At 63.5% G+C, this 19840-nt stretch carries 17 protein-coding genes; 1 reads left to right on the top strand and 16 read right to left on the bottom strand.

The genetic code is table 11. The features are described from left to right. Window positions 1–58 precede the first annotated feature (58 nt). The 7 genes from DVB37_RS06885 to DVB37_RS06855 all read right to left on the bottom strand — a co-directional run bounded on the left by DVB37_RS06885 (window position 59) and on the right by DVB37_RS06855 (window position 10188). Window positions 59–1885 (bottom strand): acyl-CoA dehydrogenase, encoded by a 1827-nt coding sequence (locus tag DVB37_RS06885; RefSeq protein ID WP_104143149.1) that lies wholly within the window; start codon window positions 1883–1885, stop codon window positions 59–61. A 72-nt stretch (window positions 1886–1957) separates the two neighbouring features. Beyond that, window positions 1958–3658, bottom strand: a complete 1701-nt coding sequence (gene aspT, locus DVB37_RS06880; protein WP_120154432.1) for an aspartate-alanine antiporter — start codon at window positions 3656–3658, stop codon at window positions 1958–1960. A gap of 22 nt (window positions 3659–3680) precedes the next feature. Further along, window positions 3681–5507, bottom strand: a complete 1827-nt coding sequence (locus tag DVB37_RS06875; RefSeq protein ID WP_046802737.1) for a bifunctional aspartate transaminase/aspartate 4-decarboxylase — start codon at window positions 5505–5507, stop codon at window positions 3681–3683. Window positions 5508–5622: 115 nt separating this feature from the next. After that, window positions 5623–7314 carry an aspartate-alanine antiporter gene (aspT, locus tag DVB37_RS06870; protein WP_046802736.1) on the bottom strand — a complete coding sequence of 564 codons (1692 nt, stop codon included), beginning with the start codon at window positions 7312–7314 and terminating at the stop codon, window positions 5623–5625. Between the two features lie 198 nt (window positions 7315–7512). Beyond that, complete coding sequence (locus DVB37_RS06865) at window positions 7513–8442, bottom strand: electron transfer flavoprotein subunit alpha/FixB family protein (protein ID WP_120154430.1); 930 nt, start codon at window positions 8440–8442, stop codon at window positions 7513–7515. A gap of 2 nt (window positions 8443–8444) precedes the next feature. Beyond that, window positions 8445–9194 (bottom strand): electron transfer flavoprotein subunit beta/FixA family protein, encoded by a 750-nt coding sequence (locus DVB37_RS06860; RefSeq protein WP_046802734.1) that lies wholly within the window; start codon window positions 9192–9194, stop codon window positions 8445–8447. 70 nt (window positions 9195–9264) lie between these two features. Beyond that, complete coding sequence (locus tag DVB37_RS06855; RefSeq protein ID WP_082134324.1) at window positions 9265–10188, bottom strand: histone deacetylase family protein; 924 nt, start codon at window positions 10186–10188, stop codon at window positions 9265–9267. Between the two features lie 10 nt (window positions 10189–10198). Here DVB37_RS06855 and mltB point away from each other — a divergent pair, with 10 nt between their 5' ends. Further along, a complete protein-coding gene (mltB, locus tag DVB37_RS06850) occupies window positions 10199–11353 on the top strand; it encodes a lytic murein transglycosylase B (protein ID WP_120154428.1) in 1155 nt (384 codons plus the stop codon). A gap of 92 nt (window positions 11354–11445) precedes the next feature. On the opposite strand, the gene cysM is transcribed toward mltB, so the two are convergent. The 9 genes from cysM to cmk form a co-directional block, all read right to left on the bottom strand. Beyond that, the gene (gene cysM / locus DVB37_RS06845; protein ID WP_046802732.1) at window positions 11446–12354 is read right to left on the bottom strand and encodes a cysteine synthase CysM; all 909 of its coding nucleotides are present in this window, start codon (window positions 12352–12354) and stop codon (window positions 11446–11448) included. 81 nt (window positions 12355–12435) lie between these two features. Further along, on the bottom strand, window positions 12436–12924 hold the full coding sequence (locus tag DVB37_RS06840) for a DUF655 domain-containing protein (RefSeq protein ID WP_120154426.1): 489 nt from the start codon (window positions 12922–12924) through the stop codon (window positions 12436–12438). A 193-nt stretch (window positions 12925–13117) separates the two neighbouring features. Continuing rightward, complete coding sequence (rfaD, locus tag DVB37_RS06835; RefSeq protein WP_046802731.1) at window positions 13118–14107, bottom strand: ADP-glyceromanno-heptose 6-epimerase; 990 nt, start codon at window positions 14105–14107, stop codon at window positions 13118–13120. Then, window positions 14104–15045: a D-glycero-beta-D-manno-heptose-7-phosphate kinase gene (rfaE1, locus tag DVB37_RS06830; protein WP_046802877.1), complete on the bottom strand. Its 942-nt coding sequence runs from the start codon at window positions 15043–15045 to the stop codon at window positions 14104–14106. The genes rfaD and rfaE1 overlap by 4 nt, the downstream gene beginning before the upstream one ends. After that, window positions 15042–16256, bottom strand: a complete 1215-nt coding sequence (gene lapB, locus DVB37_RS06825; protein ID WP_046802730.1) for a lipopolysaccharide assembly protein LapB — start codon at window positions 16254–16256, stop codon at window positions 15042–15044. The genes rfaE1 and lapB overlap by 4 nt, the downstream gene beginning before the upstream one ends. A 66-nt stretch (window positions 16257–16322) precedes the next feature. Further along, on the bottom strand, window positions 16323–16637 hold the full coding sequence (locus tag DVB37_RS06820) for a lipopolysaccharide assembly LapA domain-containing protein (RefSeq protein WP_006225143.1): 315 nt from the start codon (window positions 16635–16637) through the stop codon (window positions 16323–16325). 177 nt (window positions 16638–16814) lie between these two features. Then, the gene (locus DVB37_RS06815; protein ID WP_046802728.1) at window positions 16815–17174 is read right to left on the bottom strand and encodes an integration host factor subunit beta; all 360 of its coding nucleotides are present in this window, start codon (window positions 17172–17174) and stop codon (window positions 16815–16817) included. 3 nt (window positions 17175–17177) lie between these two features. After that, on the bottom strand, window positions 17178–18890 hold the full coding sequence (rpsA, locus tag DVB37_RS06810) for a 30S ribosomal protein S1 (RefSeq protein WP_046802876.1): 1713 nt from the start codon (window positions 18888–18890) through the stop codon (window positions 17178–17180). A 250-nt stretch (window positions 18891–19140) separates the two neighbouring features. Continuing rightward, complete coding sequence (gene cmk, locus DVB37_RS06805; protein ID WP_104143140.1) at window positions 19141–19836, bottom strand: (d)CMP kinase; 696 nt, start codon at window positions 19834–19836, stop codon at window positions 19141–19143. Between the last annotated feature and the right edge of the window lie 4 nt (window positions 19837–19840).

Below are 19840 nucleotides of genomic sequence, written 5' to 3'. Positions count from 1 at the left end.
TTGCGAAACGATTCTTCCATCAAACCTTCGGTCGAGGAAATACGCAAGCCATATAACCTTATGCAATATCCGCAGCCGCCCCGCAGGCGTCCGCGACCACGCCCGCGCGCACCGCCGCCGACAGCGCCAGGGCGCGCGGAAGTATGTGGGCGGCATAGAACAGCCCGGTCGCGATCTTGGTTTTGTAAAACGGGTCTGACGAACCGGCAGCGATATGCCGACGGCACGCCAATACGGCGCGTGCCATCTGCCAGCCGCCATGCACCACGCCGGCCAGCATCAGGTATGGCACGCTGCTGGAAAACACCGCGCGCACGTTGGCGGCGGATTGCTCAAGAATGAAACCCACGCCGGCCTCATAGGCCTGGATGGCGCCATCCAGGTTGTCGCGCAACAGGCGTAGCGCATCGCGTTCCGGCGCTGCCGCGCGCGTGGACTCGGCCTCGACGGCGCGCAAGGTCTCGCGCATGGCGGCGATGGCGGCGTAGGCGGTGGCGCCGCCGTCGCGCTGCGTCTTTCGACCCACCAGGTCGTTGGCCTGGATGGCGGTGGTGCCTTCGTAGATCGGCAGAATGCGGGCATCCCGGTAAAACTGCGCCGCCCCCGTTTCCTCGATGAAGCCCATGCCGCCATGCACCTGGATGCCCAGCGACGCGACCTCAACGGCGATTTCGGTCGAGTAGCCCTTCACCACGGGCACCATGTATTCATAGAACGCGCGGTTGCGCGAGCGCTGTTCGGGGTCGGGGTGATGCGTGCCCTTGTCGTGGGCGGCGGCCGTCACATAGGACACGGCACGCGCCGCCTCGGTCAGGGCCTTCATGGTCAGCAGCATGCGCTGCACGTCTGGATGGCGCACGATGGCCACAGGCCCGGCCGAGCCTTCCACCGCGCGGCCCTGCACGCGTTCACGCGCATAGGCCAGCGCATGCTGGTAGGCACGTTCGGATACGCCGATGCCCTGCTGCCCCACCGAATAGCGCGCCGCGTTCATCATGATGAACATGTATTCCAGGCCGCGATTCAATTCGCCGACCTGATAACCGACGGCGCCCTCGCCGACATCGCCCTTGCCCGAGCCATACAACAACACGGCGGTGGGGCTGCCATGGATGCCCAGCTTGTGCTCCAGCGAGGCACACCAGACATCGTTGCGCTTGCCCACGGCGCCGTTGGCGTCGACCAGGAACTTGGGCACGATGAACAGCGAAATTCCCTTTACGCCGGCGGGCGCGTCCGGCGTGCGGGCCAGCACCAGGTGGATGATGTTTTCAGCCAGATCATGTTCGCCGAAGGTAATGAAGATCTTCTGGCCGAACAGGCGGAACGTGCCGTCGTCCTGGCGCACGGCGCGTGTGGCGACCTGTGCCAGATCCGAACCCGCTTGCGGCTCGGTCAGGTTCATGGTGCCCGTCCATTTGCCCGCGATCAGGTTCGGCACGTACTCGCGGCGTTGCGCGTCCGAGCCCACGGTCAGCAGCGCTTCGATCACCCCGTCCGTCAGCATGGGGCACAAGGAAAATGCCAGGCTGGCGGCCTGGATGTTTTCGCCCGGCGCGGCGGCGACCAGCTTGGGCAGGCCTTGCCCGCCCCACTCTTGCGGATGCTGCAAGCCCTGCCAGCCGCCGGCGGCGTAGTCCTTGAAGCCCTGTGCATAACCGGGCGTGGTCGTGACATGGCCGTCTTTCCACACAGGCGGCTGCGTGTCACCGGGCACATTCAAGGGCGCGACGGCCTGCTCCACAAACCGGCCGTTCTCTTGCAGAATGGCGTCAACCAGATCGGGCGTGACGTCACCGAAGCCGGGCAATGCAAGGATGTCGTCCAGGCCGGCCAGTTCGTTCAGCGTAAAGCGGAACTCCTGTAGCGGGGTTACGTAGGGCATGATGTCTCCGTGTGCAAAACGACAGCGAGGCGCCAAGCGCCTCGCCTCTGCTGCGTCTTTCAGATACGCGTCTTAACTCAGATGGTACGCCAACGACACAATGATGGGTCCCAGCACCGGCAGCAGCACGTTGGCGATGGCATAGGTCACGGTGTAACCCAGCAGCGGCACGGAACTTCCGCTGGAGTTCAAGATGGCGCTGATGGCGGGCGTGCTGACGTGCTGCCCGGCAATGGCGCCCACCAGCAGCGGGCCTTCAATCTTCAGTATCTTGTGGCCCACCCACAATGACAGGCAGGCCGGCCCCAGCGAAACCAGCAAGCCGATCAATGGCAGCACGGCGCCGTGTTCGCGGATCAGCGATACGGCTTCTGGTCCGGCCGACAAGCCCACGCAGGCCACAAACACCGCCAGCCCGAGATCCTTCAACAGCTGCACGGCGTGGTCCGGAATGTGGCCCAGCGACGGCCGCTTGGCATTGATCCAGCCACACACCAACCCGCTGACGAGCGCCCCGCCGCCGCTACCCAGCGACACCGGGATGCCCCACATGCGCGCACTGAGGCTGCCGACCATCAAGCCCGCCAGAATGCCGAAGGCCAGGAACACCAGATCGGTGACACCGCTGCGGCGCAGCTCGCTGCCCAGGGCTGCGCCCGCCTGCGACAGTTCGGGTTCGGCGCCCACCAGCGTGACCAGGTCACCATATTGCACGATGGTTGCCGGCGTCAGCGGCAAGGCGTGCCCAGATCGCATGATCGACTGCACGAAGACGCCACGCGCCCGCTTGGCGCCCGGGCGCTTGCCCAGCTCGCCCATGGTGATTCCATTGACGTTCTTTTTGTTGACGATGACCGCAAGCTCGCGCATTTGCAGATCATCGGCGTGCGCTTCCGGCAACTGAATTTCTGGCCCGACCACCGCGCCCGCCCGCAGCGCAAAACGGCGCAAGCCCAGCACTACCACGATGTCGCCCGTGGCAAGCGTGTCCTCGGGAGTAACGTCCAGCGCCGCGCCGTTGCGCAGGATGCGGCTGATCACGGTACGGCCACCCAACTGAGCCTCGACGTCACCCACCTTCATGCCGTCGGCGTCCTTGACCACGTGGGCGCGCCCCACCAGGCGCGGCAAGGTGGGCAGGTTGATGTCTTCGTCTTCACCGGACGCGACGCCCAGCTTGGCCTCCAGCGCCTTGGACGCCTGGCGCAAGTTGATGCGCAACAACGCCGGGGCCACCTGACTGGTAAAAAACACAATGCTGATCAAGCCCACCAGGTAGGTCAGCGTGTAGGCCGTGGCGATGTTGGCCTCCATGCGCTGCACCTCTGCATCCGGCAAGCCCAGGTGCTTGAGCGCTTCGGCAGCGGTGCCGACCACCGCCGATTCGGTTGCGGCGCCTGCCGCCAGCCCCGCCGCCGTGCCGGCATCCAGGCCAAACAGCGGCACGGCCGACAACACGATGGTCAGCACCAGCAACGCTTCAATGATGGGCAGCGCGATATAGCGCAGGCTGGAACGATTCAGGTTGGCAAAGAACTGGGGGCCGCCCGAATAGCCCATGGCGAAGATGAACAGCGCGAAGGCCACCTCTTTCAGGTCCCCGCGCATCTGGCAGCCCGTCTGGCCAATCAGCAGGGCGACGATCAGCGTGCCGCACACGCCGCCCAGCTGAATCGGCCCGACCTTGAGCTTGCCGATCAGGTATCCCAAACCCACCGTGACGAACAACACCGCGATGGGGACACTATTGAAAAACCCGATCGAGCACGTCATAGCTCATGTCGCCTGTGGTTGCCTACTTGCGGGCGGTCGCCTTCTTGGCGGATTTGGCCGCCGTGTCCGCTTGCTTGACGGCTTTCTTCACCGCCTTCTTGGCGACCTTCTTCGTGGCCGTCTTTGCCGCGCGCTTGGCCGCGCCGGCTTTCACCGTCTGGCCCTTGCCGGCAGTCGGACCCGAACGCACCAGTTCGGACGCCTTCCATGCCTCGACGTACTCGGTCGCGCACTCGACCATGTACTTGCCGATCTTGGCATAATCGGCATCATCCAGGTTGGCCAGCGAGATACGGATCGACCAAGGCGGCCCGCCGAAGCCGCCGCCATCCATCAGCACCACGCCCGTCTTCTCGGCCAGCCGGAACAGGAAGTCCACGGGCTCGTAGTTCGACGTCATGTACTTGCAGAAGGCATCGCCATACATGACCTTGGCCCAGACCATGAAGTCCAGTTCCACGTAATACCAGGCGCGCATGGGATCTTCCGGGGGCACCGGGATACCCAGCCCGCTCCACAGCGAGTCGCGGCGCGCACGCACGATCTCCATCGTCAGGTGCTTGTAGGCGTCCTTCAGGTCCAGCAAGTGGGACAGCGCAAAAAAGCACATCTGCACCTGCTGCGGCAGGGACAGGCCCGCCGTGTGGTTCAGCGCCACGTTGCGGCTGTCGGCCACCATGCGGTCGATGAACTTGAGCTTTTCCGGCTCCATCGTCATGGCGCCGTAGCGCTTGTTCAGACGCTGCTTCCACGCCGCGGGCAGTTCGGCGATGCGCCGGTCCATGGTGTTTTTCTCGTGCGTGGCAATCACGCCCAGACGCCAGCCCGTGCAACCGAAGTTCTTGGAAAAGGAATAGACGCAGATGGTGTTGTGCGGCACTTCGGCCATCAGCGAACGGAAGTTCGGCACGAACGTGCCGTACACATCGTCCGTGACCAGCACCAGATCAGGATTCTTGCGGATCAGGCGCACGATCTGCTTCATTTCGACCGGGCTGAACGCCACCGACGGCGGATTGCTGGGGTTCACCGTCACGGCCAGCTTGATCTTGGGATTTTCCAGCTTGGCGATTTCAGAGGCGGGATAGTGCCAGTCGTGCGTGCCGTCGGCCCGCAGGCTGCTGGCGTTGATGGCAACGATCTTGAATTGGAAACGCTCAAGGTGCGCGATTTCGATATAGGGCGTGAAGGTCGGCAGGAACAGCGCGATAGTGTCGCCCTGCTTCAACAGGCCGTTCTGCATCATCGAGTCGAAGATGTAGCACATGGCGGCCGTGCCACCCTCAACCGGGAACAGGTCGAACTTGCCCTTGGGCGGCCGGCCGTCGCACATTTCCTTGATCAGGTAGTCGTGCACGATCTGTTCGGTGTGCACCAGCGCGCGCGGCGGCACGGGGTAGTTGTCCCCGATGATGCTGTCGGTCAGTTCATGGATCCATTCGTCGGGGTCGAAACTCTTGACCTTGACGCCGTATTCAAGCACGCCAACCAGGAAGTCGTAGCCGTCCTCGCCCTTGTGCTTGGACAAGAACTTTCGCAGGCGGTCGGCGCAGCCCTTCTTGGCGGGCATGCCCGCCAGGATGGCGTCGTCACGCACCCGGCGCGCCTCTTTCATGGCGAACTGGCCCATCAGGAAGAAGGCGTCGCGCGGCTCGGTGGCGATCCAATTCGGGTTGCCGCGACCGGCGTTCAACATGGTCAAGGCGGCCGTGTGCTGATTTTCCTTGGCCAAGGTAATCAGATAATCCTTCAGTTCGAAGGGCGACAGCTGTTCAAGGTCGCGTTGACGCGAGCGGGTTGTCTTCAAGGCGGAAGCCAGACTGACAGTGAGAGGCGCGGTGGAAGCCATTTTTAGGTACTCCTGGTTTGCGTTTTGACAAGCGCTGGCGGAGCGGCGCGGGCGGGTACGCCCGCCGCCCCGATGTGCTGCCCGCAAGCCCTGAACAGGCTTGCGGGGCGTCCCACTAAGTCATCAGCATGACAATGACAATGCCCCAGATAATGAGCAGGGTATTGCCGATTGCATAGGGCACCGTGTAGCCCAGGGCGGGCACCTGGCTTTTCGCCGTCTCGGTGATTTGGCCGATCGCCGCCGTCGTGGTGCGGGCGCCAGCGCAGACGCCCAGCACGATGGCGGGATGGAATTTGAAGATATATCGGGCGATGAACACGCCCAGGATCATCGGCACGCTGGTGGCGATGATGCCGGCCACGAAAAGCTTGGCGCCCAATTGTTGGAAGCCCTGCACGAAGCCCGGCCCGGAGGTGATGCCGACCACCGCCACAAACGCCGTCAACCCGACAGACGTCAAGAACCAATGCACGGGTTCCGGCACGCGGCCGAAGGTGGGATGCACGGATCGCAGGTAACCGAAGACCAGGCCCGATATCAGCGCACCGCCGGACGTCGACAAGGTAATGGGAATGCCGCTGACCGTCAGCACCAGCGAGCCGAACAACCCGCCCAGCAAGATGCCGAAGCCGACGAACACCATGTCGGTCTGCTCGGTGGCCCGGTCCACATAGCCCAGCTTGGCCACGACGCGCTCGACGTCACGCTTGGCGCCCAGCACGAACAGGCGATCGCCGCGGTCCAGTTTCAGCCCCCAATTGACCGGCATGTCGTGACCGCCGCGCACAACCTTGCGCAGGAACACGCCCCGGCCCAGCTGACGCACGGTTTCGTTTTCGGCCAATTCCTTGAGCGTCTTGCCGGCCACATTCTTGTTGGTCAGCACCACCTCGACAATCTCGGCGGGCAGGTTGATGACGTCCCTGTCCTCGACTTCGTTGCCGATGATGCCGCCGGCCTGCAACACCAGCGCGTCGTGGCGCCCCGTCACGCCCAGCACATCGCCCGCCTGCAGCACGGTGCTGGAATCGTTATCGATGATCTGGTCGCCGCGGCGGATGCGTTCCACAAACACGCGCGCGTCGACAAAGCGCGCTTCCAGATCGCCCACCGTCTTGCCCACCAGATCGGTGTGATCCAGCTTGTAGGCGCGGGCCGTGAACTTGCGGTAGCCGGACAGTTCCATGGAATCGGCGCCACCGGACATCTTGGCTTCGTATTCCTTGCACTCTTTGACGATGTCCACGCGCATCAGCTTGGGGCCCAGCGAGGCCAGCAACCAGGCGCTGCCGACCGTGCCGAAGATGTAGCAGACGGCGTAGGCCACCGGGATGCTGTCGATCCACTTCTTCTTCGTCGCGGCGTCCACGCCCAGCCCGTTGATCGTGTCCGTGGCCACGCCCATTACCGCCGAAATGGTTTGTGCGCCGGCCAGCAGCCCGGCGCCGGTACCGGCGTCAAAGCCAAATCCGACGGCGGTGGCCCAGGTGACGAGCAAGCAGATGACGCAGATGATGACCGCGAAGATGACCTGGGGAAGGCCATCGCTTTTCATGCCGCGGAAGAATTGTGGCCCGACGCCGTAGCCAAGACCAAAAAGAAAAAGCAGGAAGAACACCTGCTTGAGAATCGGGGCAATGGTGATATCAAGTTGGCCGACCAACACACCTACCAACAACGTGCCTGTTACCGCGCCCAGATTAAAGCCAAAAAGTTTTTTAGCTCCGATCCAGTAGCCCAATCCAAGGGTTAGAAAGACCGCCAACTCTGGGTACTTCCGCAATGTGTCAAAGAACCATTCCATCCCGAATCTCCTTCGTTCTGTACAGGTCGAGCACGTACGCGAAAAATCCTGCTGCGCGCGGAACACATTATCAGAATCTTTCAGAAATTCAAAAGAAATACTACATAGATATCAAACTATCGCGGATCATCGCAGACCAAAAAAAACCCCGCGGACGATGCGTCCGCGGGGTTTTCATACTGACGACGGCGCTGAGTTTTACAGGGCGCCGGTCAGTTCAGGTACGACCTGGAACAGGTCGCCCACCAAGCCATAATCGGCCACGCCGAAAATCGGGGCTTCGGGATCCTTGTTGATGGCCACGATGACCTTCGAATCCTTCATGCCGGCCAAATGCTGGATGGCGCCGGAAATACCAACGGCCACGTACAGCTGCGGCGCAACGATCTTGCCGGTCTGGCCCACTTGCCAGTCGTTCGGCGCATAGCCGGCGTCGACGGCGGCGCGCGAGGCACCCAGGGCGGCGCCCAGCTTGTCGGCCAACGGGTCCAGGATCTTGAAGTTCTCGGCGCTGCCCAAACCACGGCCGCCCGAAACCACGACGCGAGCGCCGGCCAGTTCGGGGCGATCGCTCTTGGCGACTTCACGGCCCACGAAGGTGGACTTGCCCGAATCCGCCACGGCAGCCACGTCTTCCACAGCGGCCGAACCGCCTTGCGCGGCAACGGCGTCAAAGCCCGTCGTGCGCACGGTGATGACCTTGACGGCGTCGGCCGATTGCACGGTGGCAATGGCGTTACCCGCGTAGATGGGGCGCTGGAACGTGTCGGCCGATTCCACGCCGATGATGTCGGAAATCTGCGCGACGTCGAGCTTGGCAGCCACGCGCGGCGCCACGTTCTTGCCCGACGCGGTGGCCGGGAACAAGATGTGGCTGTAGTTGGAGGCCACGGCCAGCACTTGCGCCGCGACGTTTTCCGCCAGGCCGTCAGCCAGTTGCGGCGCGTCGGCCAACAGGACCTTGGCGACGCCTGCGGCGGCAGCGGCTTGGTCGGCCACGGCACGCGCGTTGGCGCCGGCGACCAGCACGTGCACATCGCCTTCGATTTTGGCGGCGGCGGCGACGGCGTTCAGGGTTGCGCCCTTGAGCTGGGCGTTATCGTGTTCGGCAATAACCAGCGTCGTCATGTTCAGACCACCTTCGCTTCGTTCTTGAGTTTGTCCACCAGGGCCGCAACGTCGGCCACCTTGATGCCGGCCTTGCGGGCGGGCGGCTCGCTGACCTTCAGCGTCTTCAGGCGCGGCGCGGGATCAACACCCAATTCTTCGGGCGTAACGGTGTCCAACTGCTTCTTCTTGGCCTTCATGATGTTGGGCAGCGTGACGTAACGCGGCTCGTTCAGGCGCAGGTCGGTGGTGACGATGGCCGGCAGCGTCAGCGTCAGCGTTTCCAGCCCGCCGTCCACTTCACGCGTGACCGTGACCTTGCCGTCGGCCAGTTCAACCTTGCTGGCGAACGTGGCTTGCGGCCAGTCCAGCAGCGCGGCCAGCATCTGGCCGGTTTGGTTGGCGTCATCATCGATGGCTTGCTTGCCAAGGATCACCAGTTGCGGCTGCTCTTTGTCGACCAAGGCCTTCAACAGCTTGGCGACGGCCAGCGGCTGGAGTTCGGCATCGGTCTGAACCAGCACGCCACGATCGGCGCCAATGGCCATGGCGGTGCGCAGCGTCTCCTGGCATTGCGCAACGCCGCAAGAAACCGCCACGACTTCAGCGACGGCACCCTTCTCTTTGAGCCGGGTCGCTTCTTCGACGGCGATTTCGTCAAAGGGGTTCATGGACATCTTCACATTGGCGATATCCACGCCAGTCTGATCCGACTTGACGCGCACCTTGACGTTGTAGTCAACGACGCGCTTGACAGGTACCAACACCTTCATCCCGCTGCCTCCAAATGGAAATAAATACCCGGCATGCGCCGGGATCGCATTGCACAATTTTTTCCTGATTCTACAGCTTCGCCAGCGCTCGTATATGCGCAACGACACTGCGTCCCAGTGCAGATAAGTTGTAACCACCTTCAAGCGTGCTGACGATCCGGCCCTGACTGTGCCGTTCAGCCACCTCGACCAGCTGCTCGGTGATCCAGGCGTAGTCGGCCTCGACCAGGCCCATCTGGCCCATGTCGTCTTCCCGATGCGCATCGAATCCGGCCGACACCAGGATCAGTTCCGGGCGGAAAGCTTCAAGCCGGGGCAGCCACTGATCGGTGACGATCGTCCTGACCGCCGGCCCCACGGTATACGCCGGCACGGGCACGTTCAGCATGTTGTCCGCGGGCTGGTCGGCGCCGCTGTTGGGAAAGAGCGGATGCTGAAAAAAGCTGCACATCAGCACGCGCTCGTCGCCCGCGAAAACGTCCTCGGTGCCGTTGCCGTGGTGCACGTCGAAATCAACGATGGCCACGCGCGACAGGCCATGAAAGTCCAGCGCATGGCGCGCTGCGATCGCGACGTTGTTCAAAAAGCAGAAACCCATGGCCTGCGACCGGCAGGCGTGATGCCCGGGCGGACGCACCGCGCAGAACGCCGTGCGGGCCTCGCCGCCCATGACGGCATCCACGGCCGCGACCCCCGCGCCCGCCGCGTACAGGGCCGCTTCGTAGGTGTGGGGATTCATCAGCGTATCGGGATCGATTGGGTAATACCCTTGGTCCGGCGTATGTTCGCGCAAACTGTCCAGATACTGGACGGTGTGCACGCGCAAAATGTCGTGGCGCGACGCCTGCGGCGCTTGCCGGTCGTCCAGATAGGGCATCAGGCCGCTGGCCAATAGCTGGTCGGAAATGGCATCCAGCCTCTGCGGGCTTTCGGGGTGCCAACTGCCCATTTCATGCAAGCGGCAAGCCGGGTGGGTAAGATACATGGTCTCCATAAGGAAGATTATGTTCATCTGTCGGCGATTACTGCAACTCGGAACGCTTTCCGCCCTGCTGGCGGGCTGCTCCACCACCGCCCCCTCTGCTCCAAATACCCTTTCGGCCCAGCCCGCGGCCGCTTCCGCAAACGCCGCTATCCGCATCGGACCCGCCACGCCGACACCCGGCTCCGAGTTGCCGGATGACGCCCCTGCCACGCTGACCGCCACCGGCGCGCTGCGTCCGGAAGTGCGCAGCTTCGTGCAGGATCTGGCGGCCGAACGCCAATTGCCGCTGGACCCGATGGTCAAGGCTTTGGAAAGCTCGCGCTACAACGCCACGGTATCCAGGCTGATCGCGCCGGCGCCGCCGGGCAAGAAAATCTGGCGCAGCTGGCTGACGTATCGCTCGCGCTTCGTGGAACCCAAGCGCATCGGCTGGGGTGTCGAGTTCTATAACGAAAACCGCGACCTGCTCAATCAGGCCGCCCAGCGCTTTGGCGTGCCGGCCCCCATCATCGCGTCCATCATCGGCGTCGAAACCCTGTACGGCCGCAACATGGGCAACTTCCGGGTGCTGGACGCGCTGGCGACGCTGGCCTTTGACTATCCCGATCCCAACAAGCCCGAGCGCGCCGCGATGTTCCGGGGCCAACTGGCCGACTTCCTGACGCTGGTCATGAAAGACAAGCTGGATCTTGAAACGCAGGGCTCGTACGCCGGTGCCATCGGCATGCCGCAGTTCATGCCCACCAGCATCATGCATTACGCGGTGGACGGCGACGACAACGGCCATATCGACCTGACCAATAACACGCAGGACGCGATCATGTCCGTGGGCAGCTTCCTGGCGCAGCACGGCTGGCAGCGCGGCTTGCCCGTGTTTGCACCGGTGGTGTTGCCGGCGGACCCCACCGCTTTGGTCGACGGCGGTCTTGAACCCAAACAAACCTGGGGCACCCTGTCGGCAGCCGGCGCGCGCTTGCAGCCGGGCGCCAGCAGCAATGGCTGGGGCACCCAACCGCTGGGGGTGGTGGACCTGGTCGAGGAAGCGCGCGGCACGGCGCAATACCGGGTCGGCACGCCCAACTTCTTCGCGCTGACCAAGTACAACCGCAGCTACTTCTACGCGACGTCGGTGGCGGACCTGGCGTACGAGATCGAAGCCCGCGTCACGCGCTGATCTGCCCGTCCGGAAACGAAAATGCCCCGTCGGGATGAACGGGGCATTTTTTTATTGTGGGGCCGCATGCGCCCCGCCACTGCCGTGCGTGATCAGTTGAAAACGCCCGTGGACAGGTAGCGGTCGCCGCGGTCGCAAACGATGAACACGATGGTGGCGTCGTTGACTCTTTCCGCGACACGCAAGGCGGCCACCAGCGCACCAGCGGACGAAATTCCGCCAAAGATGCCTTCTTCGGCAGCCAGCCGGCGCGCCATGGTTTCAGCTTCCGATTGCTCGATGGATTCGTAGGCGTCCACGCGGCTGCGGTCGAAAATCTTGGGCAGATAGGCCTCGGGCCACTTGCGGATACCCGGGATCTGCGAGCCCTCGGCCGGCTGTGCGCCGACGATCTGCACGGCGGGGTTGCGGGATTTCAGGTATGTCGACACCCCCATGATCGTGCCCGTGGTGCCCATGGCGCTGACGAAATGCGTGATGCGCCCTTCGGTTTGCGTCCACAGTTCGGGGCCGGTGGTTTCCACGTGCGCGCGGGGGTTGTCGGGGTTGGCGAACTGGTCCAGTACCACGCCCCGGCCGTCGGCCTGCATTTCGGTGGCCAGATCGCGGGCGTATTCCATGCCGCCCTTGTCTGCGGGCGTCAGGATAAGCTCGGCGCCGTAGGCGGCCATGGCAGCCCTGCGCTCCACGGACAGGTTGTCGGGCATGATCAAGATCATGCGGTACCCCTTCATCGCCGCCGCCATGGCCAGCGCGATGCCGGTATTGCCGCTGGTAGCCTCGATCAGGGTATCGCCTGGCTTGATGTCGCCACGCGCTTCGGCGTGCTGGATCATCGACAAGGCCGGGCGGTCCTTCACGGAACCGGCGGGATTATTGCCTTCCAGCTTGGCCAGGATGACGTTGCCACGCGCGTCGCCCGCGGCACCGGGAATGCGCTGCAAACGCACCAGCGGCGTATTGCCGACGGTCTGCTCGATAGTGGGGTAGGTAGTAGTCATGCAAAAGATAATAACTCTGCCTGGCGCCGGGCGCGGGCAAAAGCCGCGCTCGCGCCAGGGGTTAGCCGCCGACCCGCCTCGTCAGGGCCGGGCGGGCGCCGGTGCCGTGCTGGGCTTGCCCTTGGCCGGTTTGGCAGTGGGCGCCGCCCCGCCCTGGCTCTGGCTTTGGCTTTGGCCCGATCCTGCCGCGCCGTCGCCCTCGCCCACCTGCAAGCCGGCCGCCTTCAAGGCTCGCGCTTTTTTCTCGCCAATGCCGCGCACGCGCTCGGCCAGATCTTCGAACGAATCGAAGCGGCCGCCGCGATCGCGTTCATTGATGATGATCTCGGCCGTGCGCGGGCCGATGCCGCGGATGGTCTCCAACTGCTGCGCGGTGGCTTGGTTGACGTCCACCGCCCGGGCTTCTGGCGCCGTGAAGCCCAGCGCGGCGCTCACCAGCATGACGCCCAGCACGTGTTGCCACAGGCGGCGCCCCTTGTGTGCGCCTGCCGGCGCCTGCGGCAAGCGCGCTTTGCGCCACGGCATGGACGCGCCGCGACGGACGATGGCGGGTACAAGAAAAGGGTTCATGAGGGTCTCCGGAAAATAAGGGTGCGGCGAATGCCGAACCACCCCCGGATCATGGACGTTTGCCCTGCCTGCGGGCCGCGCAGTGAACGGATTGATCCACCTCGGAAACTACGGGTGCAAAAAAAGGCCACCCCGAAGGGCGGCCTGGATTTCGCTCGGTGCGCGGCGTAGGGCCGCGCTTTGGTAGCCCGTTTCAGCGGCGTGCGCGCCAGTAGCGCACGTACTCGGCAACACCAGTCTGCACGTCTCGCATCGGCGCATGGAAGCCGGCGGTGCGCAGCTGGGTGACGTCCGCCTGCGTATAGCTTTGGTAGCGGCCCTTCAGGTCTTCCGGGAACGGGATGTAGCGGATCAGATCCAGCTCGACCAACTGCGCCAACGTCAGCTCGGCCTCGCCGCGTTCGGCACGCAACGTGTTCACCACGGCAGCGGCCACGTCATTGAAGGGCTGCGCCCGACCCGTGCCGCAATTGAAGATGCCGGATTGATCGGGATGGTCCAGAAAATGCAGGTTGACCGCCACGACGTCTTCAACCGAGATGAAATCGCGGCTTTGGCCACCGTCCACATAACCGTCCCAGCCCGCGAACAGACGCACATGGCCGTGTTCCAGAAACTGGTTCATGTTGTGGAACGCCACCGAGGCCATGCGGCCCTTGTGCTGTTCGTGCGGACCATAAACGTTGAAATAACGCAGGCCGACCACCTGCGCGGTCAGGCTGTCCATGCGCTTGCGCAATACCTGATCGAACAACAGCTTGGAGTACCCGTAGACGTTCAGCGGCCCTTCGTTGGCCGGGTCCTCGACGTAGACGGACGAGCCGCCATAGACGGCGGCGGACGAGGCATACAGGAAGGGAATGCGTCGCGTCTGGCAGAACTCGAACAGTTCAAGCGTGACGCGGTAGTTGTTGTCCATCATGTAGCGGCCGTTGCGCTCGGTGGTGTCCGAGCAGGCGCCCTGATGCAACACCGCGCGCACGGCGGGCAGGCTGCCGTCGGCCACGCGGCGGCGGAAGTCGTCCTTGTCCATGTACTCGGCGATCTGGCAGTCGACCAGGTTGACGAACTTGTCGCCTTCGGTCAGGTCGTCGACCGCGATGATGTCATGGATGCCACGGCGGTTAAGCCCGCGCACCAGGTTGCTGCCGATGAAGCCCGCGGCTCCGGTTACGACGATCATGAAATTTCTCCTGCGAGTTCCGCGGCGGTGACGACGGAGGTGCCCAACTTGCCCACGGCGATGCCGCCGGCCTTGTTGGCCCAGCCCATCGATTCGGCCCACGGCAAGCCAATGGCGCGCGACACCGCCAGCGTGGCCAATACCGTATCGCCGGCACCGGACACGTCGAACACTTCGTGCGCCTGCGCATCGATGTGGTCACGTCCCGCATCGGTAAACAATGTCATGCCCTGCTCGGACCGTGTCACCAGCAGGGCTTCAAGATCCAGATCGGCGCGCAGGCGTTGCGCGCGATCGGTAAGTTCAGCTTCGGAATTCCAGCGGCCCACGGCCTGCTGCATTTCGGCCCGGTTGGGCGTGACCAGGGTCGCGCCACGATAGCGCGAATAGTCGTCGCCCTTGGGGTCCACCAGCACCGGTATGCCTGCATGGCGCGCCATGGAGACCAACGTTTCGACGCGCGTCAGCACGCCCTTGGCGTAGTCGGACAACACCAGCACATCGTGGTTGGCCAGATGACGCGCCAGTGCGGCGTCCACGCTGTCCAGGGCGGCTTGCTCGGGATGCTGCTCGAAGTCCACGCGCAGCAATTGCTGCTGACGGCCCAGCACGCGCATCTTCAACGTGGTGTGCAGCGAGGGGTCGGCAATCAGATCGGCACGGATGCCGGCTTCGGCGGACAAGCGGCGGATGCTGTCGCCCGCCTCGTCCTCGCCCAGCACGCCCACCAGCGTCACCTGCCCGCCCAGCGCCGCGACGTTGCGCGCGACGTTGGCGGCGCCGCCCAGGCGGTCTTCACGGCGCGCGACACGCACCACGGGCACCGGTGCTTCCGGCGAAATGCGTTCGACTTCGCCAAACCAGTAGCGGTCCAGCATCACGTCGCCCACGACAAGGACGCGGCTTTGGGAAATGGCTTCGGCGGGAAAAGGCTTCATTCAAGTTCTTCCAGGCGGCGCGGCGCGTAGGTCTCCCAGGCGTTGCAGCCGGGACATTGCCAGTAAAAACGACGCGCTTGAAATCCGCAACTACGACACGCATAGCGGTCCAGGCGTTGCGTATGCTTGTGAATCAGGCTGCGCAGCAGCGTCAGGTCGGCGCCAGGCACCGGCCCGCCTTCGGCGCCGCTTTCCGGGTTGGCCAGTTCGGCTTCCAGCAGGCGGTCCAGGCCGAGCAAGGACGGATGGCTGCGCAACGCACCGCGCGCGAACGCCCACGCCACGTCCGCCCCCTGCTGCACGCGCAGTTCGCGGAACACCACGTTGAACAGGTCCAGCGACGCGTGCCGTTGATATTGCTTGAGCAGGAAATCAAGCCCCGCCACGACCTGATTGGCGGCGCGATAGTTGGCCAGAAGCGGCTCGGCCACCAGCCCGGCGAATTCCGGCGCGTCGGTCATGACCGATTCCAGATAAAGCCGCTCGCGCTTGGGGTCCTGTTCCAGCGACGCCAGGCGCGCACGCAGCATCGCCGTACGCACCTTGGCGCCCTTGCCCACCGCCGCATCGGTGGTGGACAAGGCATGGTCGGCGGCGTCCAGCGCTTTGTGCGCCGCGTCCACGTCGGCCGGCTTGGCCGACAGCGCGGTCTGCGCCTGCTCGCAGTAGTAATGCACGATTTGCGGGACAGGTTCATCGACCAGGCCCTGCAAGGTCTTGACCGCTTCGATTGCGCGCGGCCAGTCGTGTTCGGATTCAAAGATACGGATCAAGGAGCGCAGCGCCGGCAAGGCGTAGCGCGTGTCCTTGAGCTGTTCGAAACCGCTTTCGGCGCGGTCCAGCATGCCGGCCTTCAGGAAGTCCTGCGCCAGTTCATGCTGCGCATGTTCACGCTCGGCCTCAGGCAGATCGGAACGGCTGAGCAAGCTTTGATGCACGCGGATGGCGCGTTCCATTTCGCCACGGCGACGGAACAGGCTGCCCAGCGCGAAGTGCAGTTCGGTTGTTTCCGGGTCCAGCTTGGCCACTTCGACGAAGGCATCGATGGCACGGTCCGGCTCTTCGTTGAGCAGGAAGTTCAGCCCGCGGAAATAGGAATCGGGCAGGCTGCGCGTTTCGCGAAGCATTTGCCGGATGTCAAAACGCGCGGCCAGCCAGCCCAGCGCGAACAACACCGGCACGAAAATCAGCCACCAAGGTTCAAAATCCACGTTTCGGGCTCTTGCTGTTATTCAGTGCGGGATGCGAGTGCGGCACGTAAGGTGATCGGCGCGCCATCAAAGCGGCGACATCGGGGCAACGGCTTCGGGGGGCACGACGGGCGTGGTGCCGTTGACAGCGGCCTGGACGCGGTCCAGTTCGCGGCGCAAGCGCATGGCTTCGCGGCGGCGGCGCATGGCGGCGGGCACAGTCAGCAACAGGCCGAACAACGCGCCGGCAACGAACACGACCAGCATCACGACAATCAGCGGCACATCTTGCACGACGTAGTCAGCGTAGAACTTCACGGCGACCGGGTCGGTGTTCTTCAAGGCGAACATCAACACCGCAATAAACACGAGCAATCGCAGGGCCCAGACTAGATAGCGCATGACGCATGCTCCAGAGAATTCAAGACTGCCAATTGTAAGCGACGTCTTAAGCGTCCAAGAAAAAAAATCCCCGCAAAAGCGGGACGAATCCCAAGCGGAAAAAACAAAGCCCCTTGATTTCTCAAGGGGCCTGTTCTCGGTCCGATCTGCCCGTAGGCAGCCTTACTAGCCGATTCGTCAGTGCATGGCGTGCAAACTTGCCATTGACGTCATCGGTTCACCCGATCCAGAAGACTGGGCGTCCTCGTCATTGCCGCCGACCAGGTCAACCCGTTCGCGCAATTCCTTGCCTGCCTTGAAGTGCGGTACCTGTTTACCAGGCACCAGCACCTGTTCGCCGGACTTCGGATTGCGACCGATGCGGGGAGACCGCTGCGACAACGAGAAGCTGCCAAAGCCGCGGATCTCGATGCGCTGACCCGAGGCCAGGGCCTGGGTCATCGCATCCAGCACGGTCTTGACGGCGTAATCGGTGTCGCGGGCGGCCAGCTGAGGATAGCGGGCCGCCAAGGCGGCGATCAGCTCCGACTTGGTCACGAATTAACCGTCGTTGCGCTGTTGGTCCAGCTTGGCCTTCAGCAGCGCGCCGAGGTTGGTGGTGCCGGACGAAGCGCTGGCGTCGGACATGCGCTGGATCGTATCGGCGGTCTCGGCGTTGTCACGGGCCTTGATCGACAGTTGGATCGAACGCGTCTTGCGGTCGATGTTGACGATCATGGCTTCGATGTTGTCGCCGGCGTTCAGCACGGTGGTGGCATCCTCAACGCGACCCGAGGAGATCTCGGAAGCGCGCAGGTAGCCTTCAACGTCCACGGACAGCGTGACAACAGCGCCCTTGGCTTCGACGGACTTGATGGTGCCCGGAACAACCGCGCCCTTGTCAAACGTGGCGACGAAGTTGTTGAAGGGGTCGCCTTCCAGCTGCTTGATGCCCAGCGAGATGCGTTCCTTGTCGGTATCGATGCCCAGAACCACGGCTTCGATCTCGTCGCCCTTCTTGAAGTTGCGCACGGCTTCTTCGCCCGTTTCCGTCCAGGACAGGTCGGACAGGTGAACCAGGCCGTCGATGCCGCCAGGCAGGCCAACGAACACGCCGAAGTCGGTGATCGACTTGATGGCGCCGCGGACCTTGTCGCCGCGCTTGAAGTTCGTGGCGAACTCTTCCCACGGGTTTTGACGGCACTGCTTCATGCCCAGCGAGATACGACGACGGTCTTCGTCGATTTCCAGGACCATGACTTCGACTTCTTCGCCCAGGGTAACAACCTTGCGCGGGTCGACGTTCTTGTTGGTCCAGTCCATTTCGGACACGTGGACCAGGCCTTCGATGCCGGCTTCGACTTCGACGAACGCGCCGTAGTCGGTCAGGTTCGTGACCTTACCGAACAGGCGGGTGCCTTGCGGGTAGCGACGAGCCAGGCCCACCCACGGGTCTTCGCCCAGCTGCTTGACGCCCAGCGAGACGCGGCTCTTTTCCTGGTCGAACTTGAGGACCTTGGCTTCGACTTCTTGACCCACTTGCAGGACTTCGGACGGGTGACGCACACGACGCCATGCCATGTCGGTGATGTGCAGCAGGCCGTCGATGCCGCCCAGGTCAACGAACGCGCCGTAGTCGGTGATGTTCTTGACCACGCCCTTGACCACAGCACCTTCGTGCAGGGTTTCGAGCAGCTTTTGACGCTCTTCGCCCATGCTGGCTTCCAGCACTTGGCGACGCGACAGCACAACGTTGTTGCGCTTGCGGTCGAGCTTGATGACCTTGAATTCGAGGGTCTTGCCTTCGTACGGGGTGGTGTCCTTGACCGGACGCAGATCCACCAGCGAACCGGGCAGGAACGCGCGGATGCCGTTGGTCATGACGGTCAGGCCGCCCTTCACCTTGCCGGTGATGGTGCCGGTAACCAGCTCGCCGTTTTCCAGGGCCTTTTCCAGTTGCAGCCAGGCCGACAGGCGCTTGGCGCGGTCACGCGACAGGATGGTGTCGCCGTAGCCGTTTTCCAGGGAATCGATGGCCACCGAGACGAAATCGCCGGGTTGCACTTCGAGCTCGCCCTGGTCATTCAGGAACTCTTCCAGGGGGATCAGCGCTTCGGACTTCAGGCCGGCGTTGACGACGACGAAATTATGGTCGACGCGCACGACTTCGGCGCTGATGACCTCGCCGGACTTCATGTCCTGGCTCTTGAGGCTTTGTGCGAAAAGGTCGGCGAAACTTTCGCCGCCGGTGGCGGTAGTGGAAACGGAAGACATGGGGTTGAAATCCATTGGGCCGAAATGGCCGTTAAGAACACACCGCAGCGGATTGCCCGCCACAGTGGAGTCAAAATACCTGCCTGCCGGTTTGCCCTGCGGGGTGGCCCGTGGGGGTTGCGCCTGGCGAGGACAGGGCCTAATCAAATAAAACTAGGCCCGGACGTTGTACGTTCGTAATACGTTGTACCGTCCGGGCGATTTTGCAGCGCAGAATCCGACAAATAGGCTATTTGCCTGGGCTATAGCCTCAGCTATCTGCCTTATTGCCGGCCTGCTGCCAAAAATCCAGTATTGCCTGCACCGTTTCTGCAATCGTCAAATCAGAGGAATCCAGTACGTGTGCGTCTGCTGCGGGAGCCAGCGGCGCCGTGGCGCGTTCGGTATCGCGGGCGTCTCGCTCGCGCATGTCTCGCAGAAGGTCGTCTAGATTAGCAGAAATTCCCTTTTCGATCAACTGCTTACGCCGCCTCTCGGCCCGGGCCACCACATCGGCAACCAGGAACACCTTCAGCGACGCGTCCGGGAAGACCACGGTGCCCATGTCGCGACCGTCGGCGACCAGCCCGGGAGGCCGCCGAAACGCGCGCTGGCGCTCCAGCAGCGCCCGGCGCACGCCCGGAAACGCGGCGATACGAGAAGCGAAATTACCGACTTCCTCGCGCCGGATGTCGTGCCCGACATCGACGCCGGCCAGGTATACGTGCGGGCCGTCAAAGCGGACGTCCAGCGTTTCGGCCACGCGCGCCACACCGGGCTCATCGTCGACGGACACGCCTTGGTTCAAGGCTGCCAGGGCGGTCAGGCGGTACAGCGCGCCACTGTCCAGCACGGCCCATCCCAGCGCCTTGGCAACGCGATGAGCCACCGTGCCCTTGCCGGACGCGGTGGGGCCATCGATCGTGATGACGGCGGCAAAAGAGTCAGTCAATGAAGAGGAAGTCATGGTG

The organism is Achromobacter sp. B7 (assembly GCF_003600685.1).
Lineage (GTDB): Bacteria > Pseudomonadota > Gammaproteobacteria > Burkholderiales > Burkholderiaceae_B > Achromobacter > Achromobacter spanius_B.
This window is presented reverse-complemented; position numbering and strand designations above follow the sequence as displayed.

Bases quoted from the DNA above. Each gene is read 5' to 3' on its own strand.
- DVB37_RS06885 (WP_104143149.1), bottom strand. From the start codon at position 1,885: ATGCCCTACGTAACCCCGCTACAGGAGTTCCGCTTTACGCTGAACGAA.
- aspT (WP_120154432.1), bottom strand. From the start codon at position 3,658: ATGACGTGCTCGATCGGGTTTTTCAATAGTGTCCCCATCGCGGTGTTG.
- DVB37_RS06875 (WP_046802737.1), bottom strand. From the start codon at position 5,507: ATGGCTTCCACCGCGCCTCTCACTGTCAGTCTGGCTTCCGCCTTGAAG.
- aspT (WP_046802736.1), bottom strand. From the start codon at position 7,314: ATGGAATGGTTCTTTGACACATTGCGGAAGTACCCAGAGTTGGCGGTC.
- DVB37_RS06865 (WP_120154430.1), bottom strand. From the start codon at position 8,442: ATGACGACGCTGGTTATTGCCGAACACGATAACGCCCAGCTCAAGGGC.
- DVB37_RS06860 (WP_046802734.1), bottom strand. From the start codon at position 9,194: ATGAAGGTGTTGGTACCTGTCAAGCGCGTCGTTGACTACAACGTCAAG.
- DVB37_RS06855 (WP_082134324.1), bottom strand. From the start codon at position 10,188: ATGGAGACCATGTATCTTACCCACCCGGCTTGCCGCTTGCATGAAATG.
- mltB (WP_120154428.1), top strand. From the start codon at position 10,199: ATGTTCATCTGTCGGCGATTACTGCAACTCGGAACGCTTTCCGCCCTG.
- cysM (WP_046802732.1), bottom strand. From the start codon at position 12,354: ATGACTACTACCTACCCCACTATCGAGCAGACCGTCGGCAATACGCCG.
- DVB37_RS06840 (WP_120154426.1), bottom strand. From the start codon at position 12,924: ATGAACCCTTTTCTTGTACCCGCCATCGTCCGTCGCGGCGCGTCCATG.
- rfaD (WP_046802731.1), bottom strand. From the start codon at position 14,107: ATGATCGTCGTAACCGGAGCCGCGGGCTTCATCGGCAGCAACCTGGTG.
- rfaE1 (WP_046802877.1), bottom strand. From the start codon at position 15,045: ATGAAGCCTTTTCCCGCCGAAGCCATTTCCCAAAGCCGCGTCCTTGTC.
- DVB37_RS06820 (WP_006225143.1), bottom strand. From the start codon at position 16,637: ATGCGCTATCTAGTCTGGGCCCTGCGATTGCTCGTGTTTATTGCGGTG.
- rpsA (WP_046802876.1), bottom strand. From the start codon at position 18,890: ATGTCTTCCGTTTCCACTACCGCCACCGGCGGCGAAAGTTTCGCCGAC.
- cmk (WP_104143140.1), bottom strand. From the start codon at position 19,836: ATGACTTCCTCTTCATTGACTGACTCTTTTGCCGCCGTCATCACGATC.